Below are 18,070 nucleotides of genomic sequence, written 5' to 3' on the forward strand. Positions count from 1 at the left end.
GGTCCTTGGATTGGTTTGCTGCAACGCAGGCGGCGCATTTGAGCTCGCCGCAGATCAATGGTTCGCGGACAATGCGCTGGACAACAGCCTGGCGGTGATGTCCACGATGGGAATGACGCGATCGTACGCCATGCGCGTCGGGCCGATCACGCCGACGGAGCCGACCACCTGCCCATCGACCTCGTACGGCGCGGTGATGACGCTGCAGCCGTCCAGCGGTGCGAGCCCTGATTCGCCGCCGATGAAGATCTGCACGCCCTCCGCGCGATTGGACAGGTCCAGCAACTGCATCAGGCCGGTCTTCTGGTCGAAGAGCTTGAACAGCTCGCGCAGGCGGGACATGTTGGACGACAGGTCCTCGACTTCCAGCAGATTCGTTTCACCCGAGATCACGTAATTCGTGGCCGTCTCCTCGGCCGCCTCGGAGCCGGCATCGACGGTCGCTGTCATCAGTTCGGTCATGTCGCTGCGCAGTTGCTGCAGCTCGACGCGCAGCCGGTTCCGGATCTCGTCGAAGGACAGCCCGGCGACGTGCTCGTTCAGATAGGAGGCGGCGCTGCTCAGCTCGCCCGGCGTATAGGGGCGGCGCGTCAGCAGGATGCGGTTCTGAACGTCGCCCGCCGTGGTGACGATGATCAGCAGGATGCGCGTCTCCGACAGGCTGATGAACTCGAGCTGGCGGATGCGGACGGCGTCCTTGCGGGGCGCGACCACCACCCCCGCGAACTGGGTGAGTTCGGACAGCACGTGCGAAGCCGAATTGAGCAGCCGCTGCGGCTGGTCCGGCTGCAGGTGGCCTTTCAGCTCGCGCATCTGCGCGTGCTGCAGGGGCTGTACGGTGAGCAGCGCATCGACGAAGAAGCGATAGCCACGCGCGGTTGGAATACGTCCTGCGGACGTATGGGGACTGGCAATGAAGCCGGCCTCCTCCAGATCGCTCATGACGTTCCGCACGGTCGCCGGCGACAGCTCCAGGCCGGAATAGCGTGAGAGGGCGCGCGAACCCACCGGCTGACCTTCCGCGATGTAGCGTTCGATCAAGGTCTTCAGCAGGATCTGCGAGCGGGCGTCGAGAGTGTTCATGGCAGCACGATGGTCATGGCCATGATTCTACGAAAGAGTGATGGGCCTGGTAAGCCATGGCTGGCGCAGTCGGATGCCGATGGCTTCCGAATCCGGTATTGTGATGCGGATATGGTTTAATCCGCGCCTATGGATACGCACTTCACCAACATCGCGCTGATCGGCAAGTACCAGAGTCCGGACGTTGCCGAATCGGTCCTGGAAATCGCGCGTTTCCTGCGTTCGCAGGGGCGCAACGTATGGATGGAGCAGGGCACGGCAAGTTCCATCGGTGGGGTTGGAGACTATCCTGTCGCAACCTACGAGCAGATCGGCGCCGAGGCGCACCTCGCGGTGGTGGTCGGCGGTGACGGCACGATGCTGAACACGGCCCGTCGCCTCGCCGAAAATGCAGTACCCCTGGTGGGCGTCAATCTTGGCCGGCTCGGTTTCCTGACGGACATCTCGAGTGCGAATGCGAAGGCCCGGCTGGGTGAGATCATCGAGGGCCGGTTCATCGAGGAATCCCGCTTCATGCTCGACGCCGAAGTCCTGCGCGGCGGAACGCGGGTGTTTTCGACCCTGGCGCTGAACGACGTGGTCGTCAACAAGGGCGAGCTCGGTCGCATGATCGAATTCGACCTCGCCATCGACGGCGAGTACGTCTATACCCAGCGCTCGGACGGCATGATCGTGTCCACGCCGACGGGGTCGACGGCCTACGCGCTGTCGGCCAACGGTCCGATCCTGCATCCCAGCGTCGGCGGCATCGCCCTCGTACCCCTCTGCCCGCACGCGCTGACGGCGCGGCCGGTGACACTGCCTGACAGCAGCCGCATCGACATCTCGTTGTTGCTTCCTCATGACGCGCGCGTTCATTTCGATGGCCAGGCGCGCTTCGATCTGCGCGCCGGGGACTGCGTGCGCGTCACGCGTTCGCCGCTTGCGCTGCGCCTGTTGCACCCGGTCGGTTACAGCTACTACGCCATGCTGCGCGAAAAACTGCACTGGAGCGCGGCGCCGCGTCGCAACTGAATGCCCTGCGGTGCGTCGTGCTCCAGCCGGCGCCAATCCTGCCGAAGTTCTGCCTTCCTCTCCTGACATCATGCTGCGACGACTCACCATACGCGACTTCGTCATCGTCGACCGCCTCGAGCTCGAGTTCTCCGCAGGATTCGGCGCGCTGACCGGTGAAACGGGGGCAGGCAAATCGATCCTTCTCGATGCACTCGGCCTGGCGCTGGGCGGGCGTGCGGAAGCTGGCGTGGTGCGCGTCGCTCAGGAGCGCGCCGACATCGTGGCCGAGTTCGATGTGCCCGAGCAGGGCGGGCTGGCGGCTTGGCTCGCGGACGAGGCGCTGGAAGCCGAGGAGGGCGCGATCATCCTGCGGCGCGTGGTCGACGCGGGCGGGCGCAGCCGCGCCTGGATCAACGGGACTGCAGTGTCGCTCGCGCAACTGCGTGCGGCGGGCGAGTGGCTGGCGGACATCCACGGCCAGCATGCCCACCACGCCCTCTTGCGTGGCGAGGCACAGCGCGAGCTGCTCGACGCACATGCGGGCGCGCGTGAGGCCGCCGCCGATGTCTTGCGCTGCCATCGTGAATGGCAGGCACTGGTCACGCTTCGGCGGGAGGCACAGGCGGATTCGGAGAATTCCGCACGCGAGCGCGAGCTGCTGGAGTGGCAGTTGAAGGAGCTTGCACAACTTGCCTTCGACGGCGCGGAGTGGGACGAGATCAACTCGGAGCACAGTCGTCTCGCCCATGCGGCGGGGCTGATGGAGGGTGCTGACGAGACGCTGGCTGCGCTGGGCGACGGTGACTACGCGGTGTGTTCCGTGCTGCGTCACCTCGATGGCCGCATTGCCGAACTCGCCGACATCGATCCCGCGCTCGCCGACGTGCGCGAATTGCTGTCGGCCGCGGCGATCCAGGCGGACGAGGCGCTGCATGCATTGCGGCGCTATCGTGACCGCGTCGATCTCGATCCTCAGCGGCTGGCCGAGATCGAGCGACGCATTTCGACTGTCATGGATACGGCGCGCAAGTACCGGGTGGCGCCTGAGGAACTTCCACAGCTCCTGGAGCGGTGGCGCGAAAGGCTTGCGACGCTGGAGGCGCGTTCCGATCCGGCTCGCCTGGAGCAGGCCGAGGCCGAGGCACTTGCGCGGCTCGAACGGGCTGCGGCGAGCCTGTCTGCGCTGCGTCGCCCTGCTGCAGAGTCTCTATCGAAGGAAATCACCGAGGCGATGCAGACGCTCGCCATGGCAGGCGGCCGCTTCGATGTCGCGCTGGAGCCTTGCGTGCCGTCGGCTCACGGCGCCGAAATCGTGGAATTCCGCGTGGCGGCGAACCCGGGACAGGCCCTGAGGAGCCTGGCGAAGGTTGCATCCGGCGGCGAGCTGTCGCGTATCGGTCTCGCCATCCAGGTCATGACGAGTCGCGATTCGGCTACGCCGACGCTGATCTTCGATGAGGTGGACGTCGGCATCGGCGGACGCGTCGCCGAGATCGTCGGCAAGCTGCTTGCCCGGCTCGGGCAGGAACGCCAGGTGCTTTGCGTCACTCACCTGCCACAGGTTGCTGCGTGCGCCGACTGGCAGTGGCGGATTGCAAAGGTGGAGCATGGAGGGCAGACGCTCAGCGAGGTGACTGCACTGGGCCGCGACGAGCGGATCGAGGAAATCGCGCGCATGCTGGGCGGTGTCAACATCACCGCGACGACGCGCGAACATGCGGCGGAGATGCTGGGCCCGCGCTGAACGCGCGGACGACGAGCCGCCAGCCGACAGTTCAGTCAGCCTTGGGCTGAGATTCTGGGCTCCGGCGCACGCCCTGCATCAGGATTCGCCGCTGCGATTCGGGCAATCCTTGCGCACGCAGTCGGCATACAGATAAAGCGCGTGTTCCTTGATCGCGAAGCCGCGCTCTTCGGCGATGCGCTTCTGGCGCTGCTCGATCTCGGCATCGTAGAACTCCTCGACCTTGCCGCACTGCAGGCAGACGAGGTGATCGTGGTGGTTGCCCTGGTTGAGCTCGAAAACGGCCTTGCCCGACTCGAAATAATGGCGTTCGAGGAGTCCCGCTTGCTCGAACTGCGTCAGCACGCGGTAGACTGTCGCCAGACCGATGTCCATGCCTTCGCCGATCAGCAGGCGATAGACGTCCTCGGCCGTCAGATGGCGCTGTTCGGCGCTCTGGAACAGGTCCAGGATCTTGAGCCGCGGGTAGGTTGCCTTCAGGCCTATGCTTTTCAGGCTCTTGGAATTCTCTGACATGGTTGCCTGTACGGATGCCGAGGTAGCGCGCAGTCGGGGTGTGCGCGAGGGATGGTGAAGCCCGGCCGAAGGCCAGGCAGTCCTATGTTATATTTTTTGCCCACCAATGAGAACCGGCGCTCCCTGGCGGGCGCCTCTAACCCGATTCCCAAATGCGTTCCACACTGTTATCGGCGCTTGTCGCCGCAGGCCTGCTTGCGGGCTGCTCCTTCGACTCCATCGTGAGCAAGGTCAATCCGTACAGGATCGATGTCCGGCAAGGCAACTACGTCGATCAGGAGATGATCGCCCAGCTCAAGAAAGGCATGACTCGCGAGCAGGTGCGCTTCGTCCTCGGGACGCCGCTCGTCGTCGACGCGTTCCGCAACGACCGCTGGGACTACGTCTATCGATTCAAGCCGGGGCGGGGCGAGCCGCAGCAGCGGGTCGTGTCGGTGTTCTTCGTCGACGACAAGCTCGATCGCATCGAGGGCGACGTGAAGGCTGGCGATGCGCAGGCCGCGACCGACAGCGGACGCGGCGAGCGCAGCCGCGTCGTCGAAATCCCGGCAGCACCCCAGAAGTGATCATTTCTCGATGACGGCACGCCCTGCGGGGCCGTCCATCGGCCCATCAGGAACTGAAGAAAGATGAGCGTTATCCGTTTGGCTATCGCCGGCGCAGCCGGCCGCATGGGGCGCATGCTGATCGAGGCCGCCCTAAAGGAAGAGGGCGTCGCGATCGGGGCCGCCTTCGACCGGCCCGGAAGCCCGTGCATCGGACGCGACGCGGGCGAGCTGCTTGGCTTGCCCTGTGGTGTGACCATCGTGGACGATGCCCGCGCCGCGATCGCCGCGGCCGATTGCGTGATTGACTTCACCCGGCCGGAGGGGACACTCGCGCATCTCGCCCTGGCGCGCGAACTCGGCAAGGCGATGGTGATCGGTACGACGGGCTTCGACGCTGCCGGAAAGGCGGCGATCGCCGAGGCCGCGAAGGAAATACCGGTGGTCTTCGCGCCGAACATGGCCGTCGGTGTGAATGCAGTGTTCAAACTGCTCGAAGTCGCGGCACGCATTCTCAACGAAGGCTACGACGTCGAGGTGATCGAGGCGCATCACCGATTCAAGGTAGATGCGCCCTCCGGCACCGCCCTGCGCATGGGCGAAGTCGTTGCCCGCGAGCTTGGGCGCGATCTGGAGACTTGTGCAATCTATGGCCGCGAGGGCGTGACGGGCGAGCGCAAGCCCGAAACCATCGGTTTCTCGACGATCCGTGGTGGCGACATCGTTGGCGACCACACCGTGCTGTTCGCCGGAATCGGTGAGCGCATTGAAATCACGCACAAGTCCGGGAGCCGCATGCCCTACGCGCTGGGGTCGTTGCGGGCAGCGCGCTTCGTCGCCGGCCGCGGGCCGGGGCTCTTCGACATGCAGGATATTCTCGGTTTGCGCTGACGCAAGCTGGCGGCTGAGCTGCCCTGATTCATTTCAGCGGCGACCCCACATTGCCTTGGGGGGGCGAAAAAAGTAGAATTGGGCCATCTAGACAGCGGGATCGCGCCTACGGGCTCGTCCCGCTTTTTTGCAAGCTGTGGGCGCAGCAATTTTGCTTAGCCCTTGATTTCAGGCTGAATTCAGGAGTTTCTTGTGACTGCATCCCTGCCCGCCCTTCTTGCGCTCGCCGATGGGACGGTGTTCTACGGCAAGGGCATCGGCGCGGTTGGCAGCACGGTCGGCGAAGTGGTGTTCAATACCTCGATGTCGGGTTATCAGGAAATCCTGACTGACCCGAGTTACTCGCGCCAGATCGTCACGCTGACCTATCCGCATATCGGTAACACTGGTGTCAACCGCGAGGACGTCGAATCGACCCGCGTGCATGCCGCCGGCCTCGTGATCCGCGATCTGCCGCTTCTGCCTTCCAACTTCCGTATGGATCAGCGACTCGACGCTTTTCTTCGCACCGAAAACGTTGTCGCCATTGCCGGGATCGACACCCGCAGGCTCACCCGGGTGCTGCGAGAAAAGGGCGCGCAGGCGGGCTGCATCGTGACCGCGGCCGAAGGCGGTGCGCTCGATGCGGAGGCGGCCGTTGCCGCGGCGCGCGGTTTTCCGGGGCTGGCCGGCATGGATCTGGCCAAGGTGGTATGCACGGCGCAGGCGTATGACTGGAGCGAGACCGAATGGGCGCTCGGGCGCGGGTACGGCAAGCAGAGCCAACCGCGCTTCCACGTCGTTGCCTACGACTTCGGTGTCAAGTTCAACATCCTTCGCATGCTCGCCGAGCGCGGCTGCCGCCTGACCGTGGTGCCCGCGCAGACACCGGCCGCCGAAGTGCTGGCGATGAAACCGGACGGCGTGTTCCTGTCCAACGGCCCCGGTGACCCCGAGCCCTGCGATTACGCGATCGACGCGATCCGTCAGTTCATCGCTGCGCGCGTACCGACCTTCGGCATCTGCCTCGGCCATCAGTTGCTCGCGCTCGCCTCGGGTGCGAAGACGATGAAGATGAAATTTGGCCATCACGGCGCCAACCACCCGGTCAAGGATCTCGACAGCGGCCAAGTGCTGATCACCAGCCAGAACCACGGCTTTGCCGTCGACCCCTCGACGCTGCCCGCCAACCTGCGAGTGACGCATCAATCCCTGTTCGATGGTTCGAATCAGGGTCTGGCGCGCACCGACGCGCCGGTATTCTCGTTCCAGGGCCACCCGGAGGCGAGCCCGGGTCCGCATGATGTCGCATACCTCTTCGACCGCTTCATCGGTCTCATGGAAGCGTCAAGGTAATCCGGCGTACGGGCAGGCTACCGCCTGCCGCCATTGTTCGATGCCGGCGCACGATGCCGGCTCAAGGAATCACTGAGGCAAGACGATGCCGAAACGTACCGACATAAAGAGCATCCTGATCATCGGCGCCGGCCCGATCATCATCGGCCAGGCCTGCGAATTCGACTATTCCGGCGCCCAGGCCTGCAAAGCACTGCGCGAGGAAGGCTACAAGGTCATCCTGGTCAATTCGAATCCTGCGACCATCATGACCGACCCGGGCACGGCTGATGTCACCTACATCGAGCCGATCACCTGGCAGGTCGTCGAGCGCATCATCGCCAAGGAGCGCCCTGACGCGCTACTGCCGACGATGGGCGGCCAGACCGCGCTCAACTGCGCACTCGACCTGGCGCACAACGGCGTGCTCGAAAAGTATGGGGTGGAACTGATCGGCGCCTCCGAGGAGGCGATCGACAAGGCCGAGGACCGCCTGAAGTTCAAGGAGGCGATGACCAAGATCGGCCTTGGATCGGCGCGCTCCGGCATCGCCCACAGCATGGAGGAGGCGCTGCAGGTGCAGGGCGGCATCGGCTTTCCGGCGATCATTCGTCCGAGCTTCACGCTCGGTGGCAGTGGCGGCGGCATCGCCTACAACATGGAAGAGTTCCACGAGATCTGCAAGCGCGGTCTCGAGGCGAGCCCGACCAACGAGTTGCTGATCGAGGAATCGCTGCTCGGCTGGAAGGAGTACGAGATGGAGGTGGTTCGCGACAAGGCGGACAACTGCATCATCGTGTGCTCGATCGAGAACCTCGACCCGATGGGTGTGCATACCGGCGACTCCATCACCGTCGCCCCGAGCCAGACGCTGACGGACAAGGAATACCAGATCATGCGCAACGCCTCGATCGCGGTGCTGCGCGAGATCGGGGTGGATACCGGCGGCTCGAACGTCCAGTTCGCCATCAACCCCAATGACGGACGCATGATCGTCATCGAGATGAACCCGCGCGTGTCGCGTTCGTCCGCGCTGGCCTCCAAGGCGACCGGCTTCCCGATTGCCAAGGTGGCGGCCAAGCTGGCGGTGGGTTACACCTTGGATGAGCTCAAGAACGACATCACCGGCGGTGCGACGCCGGCATCGTTCGAGCCTTCGATCGACTACGTCGTCACCAAGATCCCGCGCTTCGCCTTCGAGAAATTTCCGCAAGCCAATGACCGCCTGACCACGCAGATGAAGTCGGTGGGCGAAGTCATGGCGATGGGCCGGACTTTCCAGGAGTCGTTCCAGAAGGCGCTGCGCGGCCTGGAAGTGAGCGTCTATGGTCTGGATGAGATCGAGGCCGATTCCGAGGATCTGGAGCGCGAACTCGCCAGCCCAGGGCCGCAGCGCATCTGGTATGTGGGGCAGGCTTTCCGCGAAGGCATGAGCCTGGAGCAGGTGCACAACCTGACGAAGATCGATCCCTGGTTCCTCGCCCAGATCGAGGACATCATCCTCACCGAGAAGGCGCTCGTCGGCCGCTCGCTGAAGGCGATCCAGGCTGTCCAGATGCGCGAGCTCAAGCGCAAGGGCTTTTCGGACCGCCGCATCGCCAAGCTGCTCGGTGCCGACGAGACAGCGGTGCGCCTGCATCGCCACACGCTCGGCGTACGTCCGGTGTACAAGCGTGTCGATACCTGCGCCGCGGAATTCTCAACCTCGACCGCCTACATGTATTCCTCCTATGAGGAAGAGTGCGAGGCGCAGCCGAGCGACAAGAAGAAGATCATGGTGCTTGGTGGCGGGCCGAACCGCATCGGTCAGGGCATCGAGTTCGACTATTGCTGCGTGCATGCGGCGCTCGCGCTGCGCGAGGACGGGTACGAGACCATCATGGTCAACTGCAACCCGGAAACCGTGTCTACCGACTACGATACCTCGGACCGCCTGTATTTCGAGCCGATCACGCTGGAAGACATCCTCGAGATCGTGCACATCGAGAAGCCGGTCGGCGTGATCGTGCAGTTCGGTGGACAGACCCCGCTCAAGCGCGCCAAGGCCCTGGAAGAGAATGGCGTGCCCATCATCGGCACCAGCCCGGACATGATCGATGCGGCCGAGGACCGCGAGCGCTTCCAGAAGTTGCTCACCGACCTGCGTCTCAAGCAGCCGCCCAACCGCACTGCGCGTACGCCGGAGGAGGCCGTTCGACTCGCTGCAGAAATCGGCTATCCGCTGGTCGTGCGTCCCTCCTACGTGCTTGGCGGACGCGCGATGGAGATCGTCCATGAGCAGAAGGACCTCGAGCGCTACATGCGTGAAGCGGTCAAGGTCTCGAACGAATCGCCGGTGCTGCTGGACCGCTTCCTGAACGACGCGACCGAAATCGACGTCGATGCGCTTTCCGATGGCAAGCAGGTGATGATCGGCGGCATCATGGAGCACATCGAGCAGGCTGGCGTGCACTCCGGCGATTCGGCGTGCTCGCTGCCGCCCTATACGCTCACGCCCAAGCTGCAGGACGAACTGCGCCGCCAGACGGAGGCGATGGCGCGCGCGCTTAACGTCGTCGGCCTGATGAACGTGCAGTTCGCCATCCAGGGCGAGGGCGAGAATGCAGTCGTCTATGTGCTCGAAGTGAATCCCCGCGCCTCGCGCACGGTTCCTTTCGTGTCCAAGGCGTGTTCGCTGCCGCTGGCCAAGATCGCCGCGCGCTGCATGGCGGGCCAGAGCCTCGAGAGTCAGGGGGTGACTGGCGAGATCGTGCCGCCGTACTACTCGGTGAAGGAGGCGGTGTTCCCCTTCGTCAAGTTCCCGGGGGTCGATACCATCCTCGGTCCCGAGATGAAGTCGACCGGCGAGGTCATGGGCGTGGGCCGCAGCTTCGCCGAAGCCTTCGTGAAGAGCCAGGTGGCGGCGGGGGTGCGCCTGCCGGGCGGCGGCACGGTGTTCATCAGCGTCAAGGCGTCCGACCGACCGGCAGCAGTCGAGGTCGCGAAGGAACTTCACGACCTTGGCTTCTCGCTGGTTGCGACGCGTGGTACGGCGTCGGTCATCGAAGCGGCCGGGGTTCCGGTGACGGTCGTCAACAAGGTCAACGAAGGGCGCCCGCACATCGTCGATATGATCAAGAACGAGGAAATCGCGTTGGTGATCAATACCGTCGAGGAAAAGCGGCAGGCGATCGCCGATTCGCGCTCCATCCGCACGAGCGCGCTGGCCGCCAAGGTCACCATCTTCACGACGATCGAAGGCGCGCGCGCTGCCTGCATGGGCATTCGAAGCCTGGCCGGCGGCATCGAGGTTTACTCCGTGCAGTCCCTGCACGCTGAATTGAATCAGGCAGCATGAACAAGACTCCGCTTACGGTTAATGGCGCAGAGCGGCTGCGCGAAGAGCTGCATCGTCTGAAGACGGTCGACCGCCCGAACGTGATCGCCGCGATCGCCGAGGCGCGGTCGCATGGCGACCTTTCCGAGAATGCCGAGTACGACGCCGCCAAGGAGCGGCAGGGCTTCATCGAAGGCCGGATCATGGAGGTCGAGGGCAAGCTCGCCCATGCACAGATCATCGATCCCAAGCTGCTCGATGCGGACGGTCGCTGCGTGTTCGGCTCGACGGTCGAACTCGAGGACATGGATTCGGGCCAGGTCGTCGTCTATCAGGTTGTCGGCGAGGACGAGGCGGACATCAAGGCGAACAAGATCTCGATCAGCTCGCCGATTGCGCGTGCGCTGATCGGCAAGTACGCCGGCGACATTGCCGAGGTGCAGGCACCCGGTGGTGTCCGCGAGTACGAGATCATCGACGTCCGCTACGTCTGAGCGATGTTGAACCGCCTTGCCGAGCACCTTGCGCTCGTGGTCGTCACCCTCTGGGTCGGCGGCATGTGGGCGGTGGGATACCTGGTCGCGCCAGTGCTGTTCGACATGCTGTCGGATCGCATGCTGGCGGGCAAGGTGGCGGGGCGACTGTTCGATTTCGTCGGCTGGTTCGGTCTTGGCAGCGCGATCTACCTGATGCTGTTTGCCGCGATGAAGTCAGGGTGGGCTGTTTTCCGCAGCGGGCTCTTCTGGTTGCTGCTCTTCATCATTGCGCTGATCGCGGCCGGGCAGTTCGGCATCCAGCCCTTGATGGCCGAACTCAAGGCAAGCGCCTGGCCACGCGACGTGATGAGCACCGTGATGCGCGACCGCTTCGCGACCTGGCACGGCATTTCCAGCGTGCTCTACCTGATTCAGAGCCTGCTCGGCGCCGTTTTGGTGTTCTCGCTCAGGAAGGCGCTGAGGTAGGGAAGCTCGATCCGCGCCCGATCCTGCGCTGCATGGCGCACGATCGGGCGGCGAGTAGCTCAGCGTCCCCGCCCGCTGCCCCGGGCATGGGCGGAAGGGGTGCGCGCGGGCGAACGCCGCGATTCGGCGGATGCCTTCGCAAGGGCTGCGCGTCGCGCGGCAGCCGCAAAGGCAGCGGCAGATTTCGCGGTAGCGGTCTTCGCCGTGCGCTTGGCCGCGTTGTCTGTCGCCAGCTTTTCTTCTTCGCGGCGCTGCCGCCAGACGACGAGGATGTTGCCGATGTGCTGAACTGCGGCCGCATCGAGCGCGCTGCACAGCTCGTGCATGAGGGATTCGCGATCATCGCGTTCCGCGCCCTGGACGCGGACCTTGATCAGTTCATGGGCCTGCAGGGAGCGCTCGATCTCGGCGAGGACCGAGGGCGTGAGGCCATTGCCCGCGATGGTGACGACCGGATTCAGGTGGTGCGCCTTCGCGCGCAGTTCGCGTCTTTGGGCAGGCGTAAGCTCGATCATTGATTTTTCTCGACTTCTTGACTTCGGTGGGGCAAGGATTCTACTCCGATTGGCGTGATGAAACGAAACAAGACCAGCAAGGCGTGGCTGCACGAGCACGTCAATGACCCGTATGTCCAGCGCGCACAGGCCGATGGCTACCGGGCGCGTGCGGCGTACAAGCTGCTCGAGATCGACGATCGCGATCGTCTGTTGCGGCCCGGTGCCGTGGTGGTGGATCTCGGTGCCGCGCCGGGTTCATGGTGTCAGGTGGCAGTCAAGCGCTGCGGCCCATCCGGCCGCGTATTTGCGCTCGACCTCCTGCCGGTGGAGCCGATTTCGGGCGTGGACTTCCTGCTGGGCGATTTCACCGAGGACGAGGTGCTGGCCGAGCTGGAGCGTCGGCTCGCCGGTGCGCGCGTCGACGCGGTGCTGTCGGACATGGCGCCGAACCTCTCCGGCGTCGCGACCGTCGATCAGGCACGGTCGATACACCTGTGCGAACTCGCGCTCGATTTTGCCGCTCAGCACCTGAAGCCGTCGGGCCAGTTGATCGTGAAGGTCTTCCAGGGGGAAGGGTTCATGGAGTTCCGCAAGGCGATGGAAGCAGTCTTCAACAGCGTGCAGGTGCGTAAGCCCAAGGCATCGCGCGACCGCAGCGCAGAGGTGTATCTCCTCGGCAGGGGCGTGCGGCAGCGTTGATGATCGGCATCATTGATCCAGGCAATGGTGGCCATCGGTTTGCCCGTGGGAACGTTCGCCTCTAGAATGAATCAATTACGCGTACGCCCGCAATCGGGCTCCTGGGGTAGAGTGCTTTGAACAATCTTGTGAAGAATCTCGCGATCTGGATGGTCATCGGCGTCGTGCTGATGACCGTGTTCAACCAGTTCAACGCCCGCCAGACGCCGCCCAACACGATGGAGTACTCGCAGTTCATGGAGGAAGCCAAGGCGGGGCGGATCGCCAAGGCGACTGTGGATGGTCGCGTGCTGAAGGCGACGACGCAGGAAGGCCGTTCGATCACGGTCTACACGCCGGGCGTGCAGGATATCTGGATGGTGTCGGACCTGATGCGCTACGGCGTCTCGGTGAATGCCAGCAAGCCGGAGGAAGAGCAATCCTTCCTCGCCAACATTTTCGTGTCGTGGTTCCCGATGCTTCTTCTGATCGGCGTGTGGGTCTTCTTCATGCGTCAGATGCAGGGTGGCGGCAAAGGCGGCGCGTTCTCGTTCGGCAAGAGCAAGGCGCGGATGCTGGACGAATCCGCGAACTCGGTCACCTTTGCCGACGTGGCGGGTTGCGACGAGGCCAAGGAGGAAGTCTTCGAACTCGTCGAGTTCCTGCGTGATCCGTCGAAGTTCCAGAAGCTCGGCGGGCGCATCCCCAAGGGTGTGCTCATGGTGGGCTCGCCTGGTACGGGCAAGACCTTGCTTGCGAAGGCGATCGCCGGCGAGGCGAAGGTTCCGTTCTTTTCCATCTCGGGCTCCGACTTTGTCGAGATGTTTGTCGGCGTGGGTGCGGCGCGTGTGCGCGACATGTTCGAGCAGGCCAAAAAGCATGCGCCCTGCATCATCTTCATCGACGAGATCGATGCGGTGGGCCGTCAGCGTGGCGCGGGACTCGGTGGGGGTAACGACGAGCGCGAACAGACGCTGAACCAGTTGCTGGTGGAAATGGATGGCTTCGAAGGCCAGACGGGTGTCATCGTCATCGCGGCGACGAACCGCCCCGACGTTCTCGATCCGGCGCTGCTGCGTCCGGGGCGCTTCGACCGCCAGGTGGTTGTTGCGTTGCCCGACATCCGCGGCCGCGAGCAGATCCTCAAGGTTCACATGCGCAAGGTGCCGATCGCCCCCGACGTCGATCCTCAGGTGCTGGCGCGCGGCACGCCCGGGTTTGCCGGTGCCGACCTGGCCAACCTTGTGAATGAGGCGGCGCTCTTTGCGGCGCGCGCCAACAAGCGTCTCGTCGACATGGAGGACTTCGAGCGCGCCAAGGACAAGATCATGATGGGCGCCGAGCGCCGTTCGGTAGTGATGCCGGAGGAGGAGCGTCGTAACACCGCCTTCCACGAGTCGGGTCACGCCGTGGTGGCGCGCCTGCTCGACAAGACCGATCCGGTGCACAAGGTCACGATCATTCCGCGTGGCCGTGCGCTGGGCGTCACCATGCAGTTGCCCACCGAGGATCGGTACAGTCAGGATCGCGAGCGCCTGTTGCAGACGATCACGGTGCTTTTTGGTGGCCGAATCGCCGAAGAGCTCTTCATGCAGCAGATGACGACCGGGGCGTCGAACGATTTCCAGCGCGCCACCGATCTGGCGCGGCGCATGGTCACCCAATGGGGTATGTCGGACAACCTTGGGCCAATGGTCTATGGGGAGGAGGAAGGCGAGATCTTCCTTGGCCGCCAGGTGACGACGCACCGCAACGTCTCCGAGGCCACGATGCAGAAGGTGGATGCGGAGATCAGACGCATCATCGATCAGCAATACGCGCTCGCGCGCCGCCTGCTTGAGGAGAATCGGGACAAGGTCGAAGCGATGACGCGCGCCCTGCTCGAGTGGGAGACGATCGACGCCGATCAGATCAACGACATCATGGAAGGCCGCCCGCCGCGGGCGCCCAAGCCCGCGTCGGCGCCGGTGAGCCGCTCCAAGGACGACTCCCCGGGCGCCGCACCGACCGCGCCTGCGCCGGCGGCGTGATTCTGCGCCCGGCGGCGACAAACTTTGCATGGGCCGGGTCACCGGCCCATTTCTTTTACGGGAACAAGAAATGAGCACACTTCAATGCGGACGTTTCGTGCTGGATCTCGCACAGCCGAAACTGATGGCGATCGTAAACCTGACTGACGACTCCTTCACCGGCGATGGCACGCATGGCGATCTCGACCGGATGATGCAGCGGGCGGAAATGGCACTCGAGGAGGGGGCCGACATGCTGGACATCGGTGCGGAGTCCTCACGCCCGGGTTCGGATCCCGTGCCGGAGGCGCAGGAACTGGAGCGGGTGGTGCGATGCGTCGAGCGTCTGCGCAGCCTGCAGGTGCCACTGTCCATCGATACGCTCAAGCCCGCGGTGATGCGGGCCGCCATCGCCGCCGGGGCAGACATGATCAACGATATCAATGCCTTCAACGCCGAGGGTGCGATCGAAGCGGTGGTGGACAGTACGGTGGGGCTGTGCGTGATGCACATGCAGGGCGAGCCGCGCACCATGCAGCGTAATCCGCAGTACGCCGATGTTGTCGAGGACGTTGCAGCTTACCTGGACGGCCGAGTTCGGGCACTGCAAGCGGCTGGTGTGGCGCACGACCGCATCGTCCTCGACCCGGGCTTTGGCTTTGGCAAGACGGTCGAGCACAACTTCACGTTGTTGCGCGATCTCTCCCGTTTTTGCCGCGACGGTCTGCCGGTGTTGGCGGGCTTGTCGCGCAAGGCCATGCTGGGGACCGTGACGGGCAGGCCGGTCGAGCAGCGCCAAGTCGCCAGTGTGGTGGCGGCGCTCATTGCGGTTCAGCGCGGCGCGGCCATCGTTCGGGTGCATGACGTGGGCGCGACCCGTGACGCACTTCGGGTCTGGCAAGCGGTGTCATAATTCGGCTTTTCAAGCTCGGGACACGCAATGGGTCGCAAGTATTTTGGTACGGATGGGGTGAGGGGGCGTGTCGGTGAGGCCCCGATCACCCCTGATTTCGTGATGCGCCTTGGCTATGCGGCGGGCGTGACGCTCGTCGCGCGCGAGAAGCTGCCGGCTGGCGAGCGCCCGGCGGTGCTCATCGGCAAGGACACGCGCATCTCCGGCTATTTGCTGGAGGCTTCGCTCGAAGCCGGCTTTGCTGCGGCCGGCGTGGATGTGATGCTGGCCGGTCCGATCCCTACTCCCGCGGTGGCCTACCTGACGCGGGCATTGCGGCTGCAGGCCGGAGTCGTGATCTCTGCGTCGCACAACCCGTTTTATGATAATGGGATAAAATTTTTCTCGGCAGGCGGAGCAAAACTTCCTGACGCGATGGAAGCCGAGATCGAGGAGCGCCTGGATAGGGCGATGGGCTGCGCAGACTCGGCCCAGCTTGGGCGCGCCCGGCGTATCGACGACGCGGCCGGGCGTTACATCGAATTCTGCAAGAGCACGTTCCCGAACGAAATGGATCTGCGCGGGCTGCGCCTGGCGCTGGACTGTGCCCATGGGGCGGCGTATCACATTGCGCCTCGGGTCTTCCACGAACTCGGCGCCGACGTCGTCGCCGTGGGTGTGGAGCCGAACGGGCTCAACATCAATGACGGGGTGGGTGCGACCCGACCGGAGTTCCTGCGTCAGGCGGTGCTGGCCAACGGTGCCGACATCGGTATTGCACTCGACGGTGACGGTGACCGCCTGATCATGGTGGACCGGAGCGGCGAGGTATACGACGGTGACAAGCTCATTTATGTGATTGCTGCGGCGCGCAAGGCGGAAGGGCGGCTGGACGGCGTCATCGGGACATTGATGAGCAATCTGGGCTTCGAGCATGCGATCGGGCGCCTCGGGGTACCGTTCGCCCGCGCCAAGGTGGGCGATCGCTACGTGCTCGAGATGCTGCATGAGCGCGGCTGGAAGCTCGGCGGCGAAAATTCCGGCCACATCATCTGTCTTGACAGGCACTCGACCGGCGATGGCATCGTGTCGGCGCTACAGGTCCTGGCGGCACTCAAGCAGCACGGGCGAACCCTGGCCGAGGCTTGTTCGGACCTGACCTTCTATCCGCAGAAACTTGTGAATGTGCGGCTCCCGGCGGGGTTCGACTGGCGTGCAGATCAGGGCATTGCTGCTGCTCAGGCGCACGCCGATGCAGCACTCGGGAATGAGGGCAGGGTGCTGCTTCGGCCGTCGGGCACGGAGCCGCTGTTGCGGGTGATGGTCGAAGGGCGCGACGGGGATCTGGTCGAGCGCCTGGCACGCCAGATTGCAGAGGCCGTGCAGGAGGCCGTTGCCTGATTGGTCGGAATTTGGCCCGGGTGCGAGGCTGCAAGGCGTCGGGTAGTCAGGGGCAGGCACATGCAGGTTTTCGCGATGGTATGCGCGGACTGCGCTTCATGACATGAAACGTGGCTGTAATATGGCTTTGTTACAGTGCGAACTCGGTTTCCAAAGCAGAGGTAGTCATGCAGCGTTTCTCGATCTCGAAGAAGTTTGCCCTCGCATCCGTTTGCTCCGTCCTGTTTTCCCTTCAGGCACAGGCTGCCGACATTACCGGGGCTGGCGCTTCCTTCCCGGCACCGATCTATGCAAAGTGGGCCGATGCGTACCAGAAGGCCACAGGCGGCAAGGTGAATTACCAGTCGATCGGCTCGAGCGGCGGCATTCGTCAGATCACGGCGAAGACGGTCGATTTTGGTGCATCAGACATGCCTCTCAAACCGGAGGAACTCAGCAAGGCCGGTCTGCAGCAGTTTCCGACGGTGATCGGGGGCGTTGTGCCCGTCGTCAATCTGCCGGGCATCAAGGCCGGTGAGCTCAAGCTCACGGGGCCGGTGCTTGCCGGGATCTATCAGGGCAAGATCGCGAAGTGGAACGACAAGGCGATCGCGGACCTGAACCCTGGGTTGTCGCTTCCTGATCAGCCGATCGGGGTCGTGCGTCGTGCCGACGGTTCTGGCACGACTTTCGTATTCACCAACTACCTCTCGAAGGTGTCAGCCGACTGGAAGGAGAAGATCGGTGAAGGCTCGGCGGTGCAGTGGCCGGTCGGGCTCGGTGGCAAGGGCAACGAGGGAGTCTCCGCCTTTGTCCAGCGCCTGCCCGGCGCCATCGGGTACGTCGAATATGCCTACGCCAAGCAGAACAAGCTGGCTCACGCGCTGCTCCAGAACAAGGACGGTCAGTTCGTTGCCCCGAGCGATGATGCGTTCGCGGCGGCATCGTCCGGTGCAGACTGGAGCAAATCTGCTTTCTACGAGATCCTCACGAACCAGCCGGGCAAGGCATCGTGGCCGATCACAAGCGCGACCTTCATCCTGATGCATCAGGTGCAGGACAAGCCGGAGCAGGGCGCGAATGTGCTCAAGTTCTTCGACTGGGTCTACGCGCATGGCGACAAGATGGCGGAAGAGCTCGACTACGTGCCGCTGCCTGATGCGACGGTGAAGCTGATCGAGTCGTCCTGGGCGCAGATCAAGGATGCGTCGGGTAAGGCTGTCCGTTCAGCCAAGTAAGATCTTTCA

16 protein-coding genes are annotated in these 18,070 nt (G+C 64.1%); 13 read left to right on the top strand and 3 right to left on the bottom strand.

All coding sequences use genetic code 11. From position 1 onward, the window contains the following. Window positions 1-54: 54 nt before the first annotated feature. Window positions 55-1,083: a heat-inducible transcriptional repressor HrcA gene (gene hrcA, locus GH664_RS10505; RefSeq protein WP_153168019.1), complete on the bottom strand. Its 1,029-nt coding sequence runs from the start codon at window positions 1,081-1,083 to the stop codon at window positions 55-57. Window positions 1,084-1,212: 129 nt separating this feature from the next. Between hrcA and GH664_RS10510 the strand changes: the two genes are divergently transcribed. Together GH664_RS10510 and recN are read left to right on the top strand one after the other, a co-directional pair. Next, the gene (locus tag GH664_RS10510) at window positions 1,213-2,097 is read left to right on the top strand and encodes an NAD kinase (protein WP_153168020.1); all 885 of its coding nucleotides are present in this window, start codon (window positions 1,213-1,215) and stop codon (window positions 2,095-2,097) included. 70 nt (window positions 2,098-2,167) lie between these two features. Continuing rightward, window positions 2,168-3,823 carry a DNA repair protein RecN gene (gene recN / locus GH664_RS10515; RefSeq protein WP_153168021.1) on the top strand — a complete coding sequence of 552 codons (1,656 nt, stop codon included), beginning with the start codon at window positions 2,168-2,170 and terminating at the stop codon, window positions 3,821-3,823. 78 nt (window positions 3,824-3,901) lie between these two features. Here recN and fur read toward each other — a convergent pair whose 3' ends face one another. Then, window positions 3,902-4,339, bottom strand: coding sequence for a ferric iron uptake transcriptional regulator (fur, locus tag GH664_RS10520; RefSeq protein ID WP_153168022.1), 438 nt, complete (start codon window positions 4,337-4,339; stop codon window positions 3,902-3,904). 152 nt (window positions 4,340-4,491) lie between these two features. On the opposite strand from fur, the gene GH664_RS10525 reads away from it, so the two are divergent. From GH664_RS10525 to GH664_RS10550, 6 genes are all read left to right on the top strand, one after another. Further along, window positions 4,492-4,905 carry an outer membrane protein assembly factor BamE gene (locus GH664_RS10525; RefSeq protein WP_153168023.1) on the top strand — a complete coding sequence of 138 codons (414 nt, stop codon included), beginning with the start codon at window positions 4,492-4,494 and terminating at the stop codon, window positions 4,903-4,905. Window positions 4,906-4,968: 63 nt separating this feature from the next. Beyond that, a complete protein-coding gene (gene dapB, locus GH664_RS10530) occupies window positions 4,969-5,775 on the top strand; it encodes a 4-hydroxy-tetrahydrodipicolinate reductase (RefSeq protein ID WP_153168024.1) in 807 nt (268 codons plus the stop codon). A gap of 192 nt (window positions 5,776-5,967) precedes the next feature. Beyond that, window positions 5,968-7,110, top strand: coding sequence for a glutamine-hydrolyzing carbamoyl-phosphate synthase small subunit (gene carA, locus GH664_RS10535; protein ID WP_153168025.1), 1,143 nt, complete (start codon window positions 5,968-5,970; stop codon window positions 7,108-7,110). Window positions 7,111-7,195: 85 nt separating this feature from the next. Continuing rightward, window positions 7,196-10,426, top strand: a complete 3,231-nt coding sequence (gene carB / locus GH664_RS10540) for a carbamoyl-phosphate synthase large subunit (protein ID WP_153168026.1) — start codon at window positions 7,196-7,198, stop codon at window positions 10,424-10,426. Further along, window positions 10,423-10,899 (top strand): transcription elongation factor GreA, encoded by a 477-nt coding sequence (greA, locus tag GH664_RS10545; RefSeq protein ID WP_153168027.1) that lies wholly within the window; start codon window positions 10,423-10,425, stop codon window positions 10,897-10,899. Before carB ends, greA begins: the two co-directional genes overlap by 4 nt. Before the next feature lie 3 nt (window positions 10,900-10,902). Continuing rightward, on the top strand, window positions 10,903-11,367 hold the full coding sequence (locus GH664_RS10550) for a DUF4149 domain-containing protein (RefSeq protein WP_228111465.1): 465 nt from the start codon (window positions 10,903-10,905) through the stop codon (window positions 11,365-11,367). A gap of 59 nt (window positions 11,368-11,426) precedes the next feature. Here GH664_RS10550 and yhbY read toward each other — a convergent pair whose 3' ends face one another. After that, window positions 11,427-11,882, bottom strand: coding sequence for a ribosome assembly RNA-binding protein YhbY (gene yhbY, locus GH664_RS10555; protein WP_153168028.1), 456 nt, complete (start codon window positions 11,880-11,882; stop codon window positions 11,427-11,429). A 57-nt stretch (window positions 11,883-11,939) separates the two neighbouring features. Between yhbY and GH664_RS10560 the strand changes: the two genes are divergently transcribed. The 5 genes from GH664_RS10560 (at window position 11,940) to pstS (ending at window position 18,061) form a co-directional block, all read left to right on the top strand. Continuing rightward, window positions 11,940-12,563, top strand: a complete 624-nt coding sequence (locus GH664_RS10560; protein ID WP_153168029.1) for an RlmE family RNA methyltransferase — start codon at window positions 11,940-11,942, stop codon at window positions 12,561-12,563. Between the two features lie 116 nt (window positions 12,564-12,679). Then, the gene (ftsH, locus tag GH664_RS10565) at window positions 12,680-14,572 is read left to right on the top strand and encodes an ATP-dependent zinc metalloprotease FtsH (RefSeq protein WP_153168030.1); all 1,893 of its coding nucleotides are present in this window, start codon (window positions 12,680-12,682) and stop codon (window positions 14,570-14,572) included. Window positions 14,573-14,642: 70 nt separating this feature from the next. Further along, window positions 14,643-15,464 carry a dihydropteroate synthase gene (gene folP, locus GH664_RS10570; RefSeq protein WP_153168031.1) on the top strand — a complete coding sequence of 274 codons (822 nt, stop codon included), beginning with the start codon at window positions 14,643-14,645 and terminating at the stop codon, window positions 15,462-15,464. 27 nt (window positions 15,465-15,491) lie between these two features. Then, a complete protein-coding gene (glmM, locus tag GH664_RS10575; RefSeq protein ID WP_153168032.1) occupies window positions 15,492-16,844 on the top strand; it encodes a phosphoglucosamine mutase in 1,353 nt (450 codons plus the stop codon). Between the two features lie 167 nt (window positions 16,845-17,011). Further along, window positions 17,012-18,061, top strand: a complete 1,050-nt coding sequence (pstS, locus tag GH664_RS10580) for a phosphate ABC transporter substrate-binding protein PstS (RefSeq protein ID WP_153168033.1) — start codon at window positions 17,012-17,014, stop codon at window positions 18,059-18,061. Window positions 18,062-18,070: the final 9 nt, after the last annotated feature.

Origin of the sequence: Thauera sp. 2A1, from assembly GCF_009469595.2 — a bacterium.
Lineage (GTDB): Bacteria > Pseudomonadota > Gammaproteobacteria > Burkholderiales > Rhodocyclaceae > Thauera.

What these genes read in the sequence shown, in the direction of transcription:
- GH664_RS10560 (WP_153168029.1), top strand. Translation starts at nt 11,940, where the DNA reads ATGAAACGAAACAAGACCAGCAAGGCGTGGCTGCACGAGCACGTCAAT.
- GH664_RS10525 (WP_153168023.1), top strand. Translation starts at nt 4,492, where the DNA reads ATGCGTTCCACACTGTTATCGGCGCTTGTCGCCGCAGGCCTGCTTGCG.
- dapB (WP_153168024.1), top strand. Translation starts at nt 4,969, where the DNA reads ATGAGCGTTATCCGTTTGGCTATCGCCGGCGCAGCCGGCCGCATGGGG.
- greA (WP_153168027.1), top strand. Translation starts at nt 10,423, where the DNA reads ATGAACAAGACTCCGCTTACGGTTAATGGCGCAGAGCGGCTGCGCGAA.
- carB (WP_153168026.1), top strand. Translation starts at nt 7,196, where the DNA reads ATGCCGAAACGTACCGACATAAAGAGCATCCTGATCATCGGCGCCGGC.
- glmM (WP_153168032.1), top strand. Translation starts at nt 15,492, where the DNA reads ATGGGTCGCAAGTATTTTGGTACGGATGGGGTGAGGGGGCGTGTCGGT.
- GH664_RS10550 (WP_228111465.1), top strand. Translation starts at nt 10,903, where the DNA reads ATGTTGAACCGCCTTGCCGAGCACCTTGCGCTCGTGGTCGTCACCCTC.
- fur (WP_153168022.1), bottom strand. Translation starts at nt 4,339, where the DNA reads ATGTCAGAGAATTCCAAGAGCCTGAAAAGCATAGGCCTGAAGGCAACC.
- pstS (WP_153168033.1), top strand. Translation starts at nt 17,012, where the DNA reads ATGCAGCGTTTCTCGATCTCGAAGAAGTTTGCCCTCGCATCCGTTTGC.
- folP (WP_153168031.1), top strand. Translation starts at nt 14,643, where the DNA reads ATGAGCACACTTCAATGCGGACGTTTCGTGCTGGATCTCGCACAGCCG.
- recN (WP_153168021.1), top strand. Translation starts at nt 2,168, where the DNA reads ATGCTGCGACGACTCACCATACGCGACTTCGTCATCGTCGACCGCCTC.
- hrcA (WP_153168019.1), bottom strand. Translation starts at nt 1,083, where the DNA reads ATGAACACTCTCGACGCCCGCTCGCAGATCCTGCTGAAGACCTTGATC.
- GH664_RS10510 (WP_153168020.1), top strand. Translation starts at nt 1,213, where the DNA reads ATGGATACGCACTTCACCAACATCGCGCTGATCGGCAAGTACCAGAGT.
- yhbY (WP_153168028.1), bottom strand. Translation starts at nt 11,882, where the DNA reads ATGATCGAGCTTACGCCTGCCCAAAGACGCGAACTGCGCGCGAAGGCG.